6 protein-coding genes are annotated in these 6328 nt (G+C 62.5%); all 6 read left to right on the top strand.

All coding sequences use genetic code 11. The features are described from left to right. Positions 1–1005 (top strand): cobalamin-binding protein (locus NUW23_13630; GenBank protein ID MCR4427201.1); only part of this gene is annotated, 1005 nt, incomplete at its 5' end. 121 nt (positions 1006–1126) lie between these two features. Next, entirely contained in the window at positions 1127–2176 is a 1050-nt protein-coding gene (locus tag NUW23_13625) for an iron chelate uptake ABC transporter family permease subunit (GenBank protein MCR4427200.1), read from the top strand. Between the two features lie 21 nt (positions 2177–2197). Further along, positions 2198–2989 (top strand): heme ABC transporter ATP-binding protein, encoded by a 792-nt coding sequence (locus NUW23_13620; protein ID MCR4427199.1) that lies wholly within the window; start codon positions 2198–2200, stop codon positions 2987–2989. 85 nt (positions 2990–3074) lie between these two features. After that, a complete protein-coding gene (locus NUW23_13615) occupies positions 3075–3680 on the top strand; it encodes a cob(I)yrinic acid a,c-diamide adenosyltransferase (GenBank protein MCR4427198.1) in 606 nt (201 codons plus the stop codon). A gap of 211 nt (positions 3681–3891) precedes the next feature. Beyond that, positions 3892–5319, top strand: coding sequence for a phosphoglucomutase/phosphomannomutase family protein (locus tag NUW23_13610; GenBank protein ID MCR4427197.1), 1428 nt, complete (start codon positions 3892–3894; stop codon positions 5317–5319). A 42-nt stretch (positions 5320–5361) separates the two neighbouring features. Continuing rightward, positions 5362–6328 (top strand): trypsin-like peptidase domain-containing protein (locus tag NUW23_13605; protein ID MCR4427196.1); only part of this gene is annotated, 967 nt, incomplete at its 3' end.

Below are 6328 nucleotides of genomic sequence, written 5' to 3'. Positions count from 1 at the left end.
CCCACCCGCGACTGGAGCCCCACAGAAAGGAGTGGCATAATGATGCGACTTCCAGTTTCGCAGCGTTCTCTGCCCGGCGTATTTGCCCGGGCCTTCGCGGCCTCGGCCCTGGCGGCTTTGATTGTTGCCGTTTTGGCTGTCGGCATATGCACTAGCCCAGCTGCCTCTGCGCAGGTGGCGGGTTCGCCTAGCGCTTTTCCAGTGTCCATCACTGACGACACGGGGACGACGGTGGTTATCCCGCGCCCCCCAGCCCGAGTGGTCTCTTTGGCTCCCAGCAACACTGAAATCCTATTCAAGGCGGGTTTGGGCGATCGGGTTGTTGGAGTGACTACTGCGTGCGACTACCCCGAGGCCGCGCGAAGCCTTCCGAAGGTGGGCGACTACACCATCAGCATAGAAGCAGTGGTGGCTGCGAGGCCCGACCTGGTCGTGGCCGTGGCTGACCTGCAGATGCCCGTTATCAACAAACTCCGGGAGCTCGGGATCTGCGTGCTGGCGGTGAACCCAAAGACCGTGGAAGATGTGTTTCGGGCCATGGAGATGATTGGACAGGCGGGCGGGAATGGTCCGTACGCCCGGATGATAGTGGAGAACCTGAAGGCCCGCATGAGAGTGATCGACCGAGCGGTGGCAACTCTAGACCCTTCGGATCGCCCTCCGGTGTTCGTCGAGATCTGGAACGATCCGCTCATGACCGCGGGTTCCGGGACATTCATCGACGATCTCCTGAGCCGAGCAGGCGCGCGGAACATTGCGAGCGATGTGCCTGGGTGGCCGCAGTTCAGCACTGAGATGGTCCTGGCCCGAGCCCCTCAGTTCATCATATTGACTTGTTTCAACAAGGCAGAAGTCATGGCGCGCAGGGAGTGGCGACGGGCGCCGGCGGTAATCACCGGGAAGGTTTATGAGGTACACCCTGATATCCTAGTCCGCCCGGGTCCTCGGCTTGTGGAAGGCCTCGAAGTCCTGGCGGCCATATTTCATCCGGAGCTGTTTCGATAGTTCGGGCGCCTGCGGGCGGTTGCGGCGGTCTGCGTAGCCGCCCCCCAGGTTCAGTCAGTGGATCGGACGCGCGGTTCCTCCGCGTGTAGGCGCCCTTCGAGAGAATAGAGGTGGGTGCGGGATGTCGCCCAAGAGGAAGAAAGGGCTATGGGTTGTGGTTCTGTCCGCGGCTCTCGTCGCGACGGTTGGAGTAAGCGCCGCGACAGGCCCTGCTTACATCAACCCAGGCGAGGCGCTCGCCATCATCCTCTCACACATCCCGCTTATGGGCCGGCTGGTCGGGGACGGGCCTTGGCACGACGCTGCCGCGGAGATTATTGTCATGGAGGTCCGCCTTCCAAGGATAGCCCTGGGATTGCTGGTCGGGGCGGCGCTCTCGGCGGCCGGCGCTTGTTTTCAGGGCCTTTTCCGAAACCCTCTCGCCGACCCTTACATCATCGGCGTGTCGTCAGGGTCCGCGCTCGGCGCGGCTCTTGGCATCCTATTGACTGTAGCGTCTCCTGGAGGATCTGCCCCGTCCATACCGGTGTTCGCTTTCGCCGGGGCCCTGATCACAGTGATGTTCGTCTATGCCCTCGCAACGGTGGACGGCAAACTCCCAACTGACACCTTTCTCTTGGCAGGGGTGGTGGTCGGATCCTTCGTCTGGGCTGCGGTATCCTTCCTCATGGTCGTCGCAGGAGAGGATCTGCCGAAGGTGGTGATGTGGCTGATGGGGAGCCTATCAGCGAAGGGCTGGAGTCACGTGCTGGGGACAGCCCCGTATGTGTTAGCCGGGATCGCTGTCCTGTCGGCGATGGGGCGGGACTTCAACCTCGTGGCTGTAGGCGAGGAACCAGCTCGGTACATGGGACTGGATGTGGAGAGGTTCAAGCGGATCGCAATAGTGTTTGGGTCTCTGATCACTGCGGCGGCGGTGGCGTCGTCGGGACTCATCGGTTTTGTCGGCCTCATAGTTCCCCACGTTACCCGCATGCTGATAGGTCCGGACCATCGGTTCCTGATACCTGTCTCCGCCGTCGGGGGCGCCATTTTCTTGGTTGCGGCGGACACTCTCGCCCGCACTGCGATGGCGCCGCGGGAGATCCCCGTGGGCATCATAACAGCGATAGCGGGGGCGCCGTTCTTCTTCTATCTGCTTCGCAAGCGAAAACGGTCCGGGGTGTTTTGATGACCGGGGGGGGAGACTGGGATGAGGGTTGAGGTTCGAGACGTCCACTTCAAGTACCCCGGGCTTTCGGTGCTGCATGGGGTGAGCTTCGAGGTCGAGCCGGGCATATTCTTCGGCGTCATCGGCCCGAACGGTTCGGGCAAATCCACCCTCCTTCGGGTCATAGGGGGCGTCCTGAGGCCGTGCAAGGGTACGGTCAAATACGACGGCCGCGACATCGCCGAGTTCACCCCGAAAGACTGCGCCCGGATGGTCGCAGCGGTGGCGCAGGCAAACCCAGTTGTCTTTTCTTTTACGGTAGCGGAGATCGTGGCGATGGGAAGAGCTCCGTACATCCGCCGATTCTCCTCTGAGACAGCGGAAGACTGGGCGCGGGTGAGGTCTGCCATGGATCGCACAGGCGTCTTGCATCTGGCTGACAGATACATTACTGAGCTGTCTTCCGGCGAGAGACAGAGGGTGTTCATAGCCCGCGCGCTGGCGCAGGATCCCAAGGTGTTGCTCCTAGATGAGCCCACCGCCCATCTCGATGTCAGCTACCAGGTTGAGATATGTGAGTTGGCCGCGGCGTTGGCGCACGACGAAGGCCTCTCGGTCATAGCGGTGCTCCACGACCTGAATTTGGCCGCGAGGTACTGCGACCGTCTGGCCATGATGGAGAGCGGCAGGCTGTTCGCGCTCGGAACCCCCCGGGAGATCATGACGCCAGCCAACCTGCTTTCGGTCTACGGCGTAAGGGCGACCATCGGCACTCACCCGGAATCCGACCGTCCCGCGGTTTTTGTCCTCTCCGGGAACAGCTCTAGCCCTTGAGATTGCAGGAGGGTGATGGGCCTGTCTAGAAAGATACTCGCATTCCGGGGCGGATTCGACGCCCGGCCCTCGGGAGGTGTCGTATTTGGTCAAGAGGCGCACCGGCCGGATCAAAGACGCTCTAGTCCAGATCTACACCGGCGCGGGCAAGGGCAAGACTACCGCCGCCTTGGGCCTCGCTATGAGAGCGATTGGCCATGGATACCGGGTCCGCATGATCCAGTTCATGAAGGGAACTACTTACACAGGAGAACTCAGGGCGGCTGAGAGACTTGGCCCCGGCCTGGAAATCTACCAGTTCGGCAGGGACTGTCAGTACTCGGAAGAGATGGCGGCCGGCACGGCGCAGTGCACGGGCTGCGGCGACTGTTTCGTGAGAAGAGGCGAGGTAACCCAGGCCGATATCGAACTCGCCGCGGAGGCTTACGTCCTGGCTCTGCGCACTCTGAAGAGGGTGGAAGCGGACATCGTGATACTCGACGAGATCTCCAATGCTTTGGAGTATGAGCTTCTTTCAGTGGGTGATGTCGTGAAGCTCGTGGGGGAACGGCCCCCAGGTGTGGAACTGGTCCTGACGGGGCGCAATATGCCTCCCGAGCTGATTCAGGTTGCGGACCTCGTGACGGAGATGCACATGGTCAAGCACCCGTTTGAAAAGGGAATACCCGCAAGGCGCGGGATAGAGTACTAGAAGTCCGGTCCGGCGTCGGAGCCGCCATCAGCATCGCCGCCCGTGGCGTCCAGATTCCGGGCGGTGTTGGCAAGCGGCATTGTCATGTGGGGGAGTCCGGCGTCCGGGCTTCGAGCCCCAGGCGCGGCCGCAGGGATAGCCGTCGCGCGGCGTCGGGACGCCGGTCCGGTGGGGGCGATTTTCGCGGCGACAGGCGGAGGAGGCGATGGGAGTGAAGTCTGAGATCAAGTTCGGGACGGACGGGTGGAGGGCTGTGATGTGCGACACCTTCACCTTCGCGAACGTCAGAATCACCATACAGGCGATCGCCGACTACCTTGCGAACCATGGCATGACGGGTATGGGAGCTCTGGTCGGCTACGACTCGAGATTCCTGTCCGAGCGGTTCGCCCGGGAGGCCGCAGAGGTCCTCGCGGCAAATGGAGTCCGCACCCTGGTCACGGCGAGAGACACTCCCACTCCGACCGTGGCGTTCACTGTCAGCAAGCGAAAGCTTGCGGGAGCGGTGATGTTCACCGCGAGCCACAACCCCCCGGAGTACAATGGGGTCAAGTGGATACCCTACTACGCCGGCCCGGCCGACCCCGAAATCACGTCCGAGATCGAGCGGAACGTGGCTTCAGCTGTGCAAAACAAGTCCGAACCTCGCCGAACCCCCTACGAAGAAGCCTGTTCGGCGGGGTTGATTGAGGAGATCGACCCCGCGCCTGATTACATCTCCCGACTACGCGGACTCGTAGACCTCCCCGCGATCAAGGCGGCCGGGGTTAGGGTCGTCTACGACGCTATGTACGCCACCGGCAGGGGTTACGTGGATCGCATCCTCAAGGACGCCGGGTGCGATGTGGAAGTCATCCACGGCCGTCGGGATCCGCTTTTCGGCGGGGGCGGCCCCGACCCCGTGGAGGCAAGGTTGGGTGAGCTCAGGCAGTGCGTCCTCGAAACCGGGGCAGATCTGGGCATTGCCACCGACGGGGACGCCGACAGGTTCGGGGTCATCGATTCGGACGGCACCTACATCAGCGCGAACCAGGTGATCTCGCTTCTGCTCGTACATCTGATCAAGAACAGACGCCGCTGGGGCAAGGTGGTGAGGACAATCGCCACCACCCATCTCATAGACCGCATAGCCCGGGCAAACGGGCTTGACGCGCTCGAGACGCCGGTGGGGTTCAAGTACATATGCCAGGCGATGCGCGAATCTGACGTGGTCATAGGGGGAGAGGAGAGCGGGGGCCTGAGCATAGGGGGACACATCCCCGAAAAGGACGGCATTCTCGCGAACCTGCTCCTCGCTGAATTCCGAGCCATGTCCGGCAAGACTCTGGGCGAGGCGCTTCGGGAGACGATGGAGGAGTACGGGCCTTCGCACACCAGGCGGATCGACATTCACCTGCCGAACGACGCTCGGAAAGGCCAGATCATGCAGGCGTTCGAGGGTTCTCCACCCGCCGAGTTCGCGGGGGTGCGCGTGCAATCCGTGTCAACCTTGGACGGAGTCAAGGTCGTCCTATCGAACGGGGACTGGTTCCTCATTCGTCCATCAGGGACTGAGCCTGTGGTGAGGGTGTATGGGGAATCCGGGACGGTCCAAGGTCTGGAGCGGCTGCTTTCGGACGTTCAGAATCTCATCGGGTAGGCCCGGCAGGTCCGGCCCGTAGCCCAAACGGAGGCGTCGACGATGGACTATCATTGGAGAGAGGATCGGGGCAGGACAGGCGGGCTCTTCCTTGCCGCGTTGGCTGGCGCCATCATAGGCGGGCTGCTCGTGGGAGCGATGCTTCTGGCTTTCCTCCCGGGTTCGCTGGGGCCTGCCCGGTCTCGTAACCCCGCCGCTGAGGTGGTGCCCTCGCCGGCTCCGGCCCCGGACGCCGGGCCGAATTCGGTACCGCTGCCGGGGGCGGGCACATACTCAGTTGCTGCGGCGGCCCAGAGAGTCGGTCCGGCCGTGGTCAAGATCGCGACCAAGCAGGAGGAGGTAGTGTACAGCTTCTTCTTCCGGCCCATGGTCAGGGAGAGGGAAGGCCTGGGGTCCGGGGTCATCATCGACTCCGCCGGGCACATCCTCACCAACTATCATGTCATCGAGGACGTGACCCAGATAACCGTGGTCCTCGCAGACGGGCGGCAGTTCTCCGGCAGGATTGTTGGAGCAGACGCTTATACTGACCTCGCGGTGATCAAGATCAGCGACTCCAACCTCCCTGTGGCCGAGCTTGGAGACTCCGGCGCCATTACAGTGGGCGAGCCGGCAATCGCCATAGGAAACCCGTATGGTTTCGACCACACTGTGACGGCCGGGGTCATCTCCGCGCTCAACAGGTCCATCGATCCCGGGGACCGCTCGGGAGTGGTACTGGAGGGCTTGATCCAAACAGATGCGCCGATCAACCCGGGAAACAGCGGAGGGGCGCTCGTCTCCGCGGCGGGACAAGTCATAGGGATCAACACTGCCATCATAGCGCAGGCACAGAGCATCGGATTCGCCATACCGATAAACACGGCCAGGGATGTAGCGCGGGAGATCATAGCATACGGAAAGGTCAGGCGGCCTTATGTCGGCGTTGCGGAGATCATCCCCGTCACCCGGGACATAGCTGCCCGGTACAACTTGCCCGTCACCGAGGGCGTCTACATCTCTACAGTCC

It is taken from the genome of Bacillota bacterium (genome assembly GCA_024655925.1).
In the GTDB taxonomy this organism is placed as follows: domain Bacteria; phylum Bacillota; class DTU025; order DTU025; family JANLFS01; genus JANLFS01.
The sequence above is the reverse complement of the archived record's forward strand: the minus strand, read 5'-3'. Positions and strand labels throughout refer to the sequence as shown.

Excerpts from the sequence above, each read along its gene's own strand:
- NUW23_13620 (MCR4427199.1), top strand. The coding sequence starts at position 2,198 with ATGAGGGTTGAGGTTCGAGACGTCCACTTCAAGTACCCCGGGCTTTCG.
- NUW23_13625 (MCR4427200.1), top strand. The coding sequence starts at position 1,127 with ATGTCGCCCAAGAGGAAGAAAGGGCTATGGGTTGTGGTTCTGTCCGCG.